The sequence below is a fragment of the Streptomyces brasiliensis genome (genome assembly GCF_014647875.1).
Classification (GTDB): Bacteria; Actinomycetota; Actinomycetes; order Streptomycetales; family Streptomycetaceae; genus Streptomyces; species Streptomyces brasiliensis.
This window is the reverse complement of sequence record NZ_BMQA01000230.1, coordinates 1-1,191: the sequence shown is the minus strand read 5'-3', so window position 1 is coordinate 1,191 and position 1,191 is coordinate 1. Positions and strand designations below refer to the sequence as shown.

General features: G+C 68.0%; 2 protein-coding genes. Both read left to right on the top strand.

What is annotated here, in order from left to right:
- A partial coding sequence (locus IEZ19_RS49915; protein ID WP_229841753.1) for a transposase occupies positions 1 to 325 on the top strand: 325 nt, incomplete at its 5' end.
- The coding region (locus IEZ19_RS49910) for an IS3 family transposase (protein ID WP_189317976.1) at positions 322 to 1,191 on the top strand (870 nt) is incomplete at its 3' end. The genes IEZ19_RS49915 and IEZ19_RS49910, both read left to right, overlap by 4 nt.

Sequence of the window (1,191 nt, the reverse complement as noted above, 5' to 3'; positions counted from 1 at the left end):
GTGCCAGGTGGGAAGCAAGTACATGAAGCGGTACTCGGACGAGTACAAGCGGGACGCGGTCGAGCTCGTGCGGTCGTCGGGCCGGACGGTGACCGAGGTCGCCCGGGAGCTCGGGGTCAGCTCGGAGTCCCTGCGGGGCTGGGTGAAGAAGGCCCGAGCAGCTCAGGACACCGGATCCGGTCCCGTGGCCGGGCGGGCCGGGCAGAGCGCCGACGACCGGGACGAGGAGCTGAAGCGGCTGAGGAAGCTGACTGCTGAGCAGGCGAAAACGATCGAGATCTTGAAAAAAGCGACGGCCTTCTTCGCGAAGGAGAGCGACCGGTGAGCGCGATATGCCGGTTCATCCACGTGGAGAAGGCGAACTACCCGGTCACGCTGCTGTGCAAGGTGATGAAGACCGCGCGGTCCACGTACTACGCGTGGGTGGCCGGACGGGAAGCCCGCGAAGCACGGCGGCGGGCCGATGAGGCCCTGGCGCACGAGATCACGGTGATCCACCTCGCCTCCCGCCGGAACTACGGCGTCCCGCGCGTCACCGCTGAACTGCGCCGACAGGACCGGCTGGTCAACCGCAAGAGGGTGGCACGGGTCATGCGGGAGCACGGCATCGCCGGGAACAGCCGGCGCACCGGCCGCCGCAGCCTGACCAAGGCCGACACCAAAGCCGCCCCGTCGCCGGACTTGATCGGCCGGGGCTTCACCGCCACCCGCCCCGGCACGAAGATCGTCGGGGACATCACTTACATCCCCACCGCCGAGGGCTGGCTCTACCTTGCCTCGTGGCTGGACCTGGCCACGCGTGAGGTCATCGGCTACTCGATGGCCGACCACCACCGCGCCGAACTCGTCGTCGATGCGCTCGACATGGCCGCCGCGCTGGGCCGCCTGGAGCCCGGCTGCGTGATCCACAGCGACCGCGGATCGGAATACACCTCCCGCCAACTACGCGACAGAATCGGCGTGTTGGGGCACAGGCAAAGCATGGGCCGGACCGGGAGCTGCTTCGACAACGCCGCCGCGGAGAGCTTCTGGGCTGTACTCAAAGAGGAGATCGGCACCCGCTTCTGGCCCGACCGCGTGACCGCCCGCGCCGACATCTTCGACTTCATCGAGACCTTCTACAACAGACGCCGCCTGCGCAAGCACGTGCACTGGGGTTACCTCACACCCCATGAGACGCGCCTGCGCTAC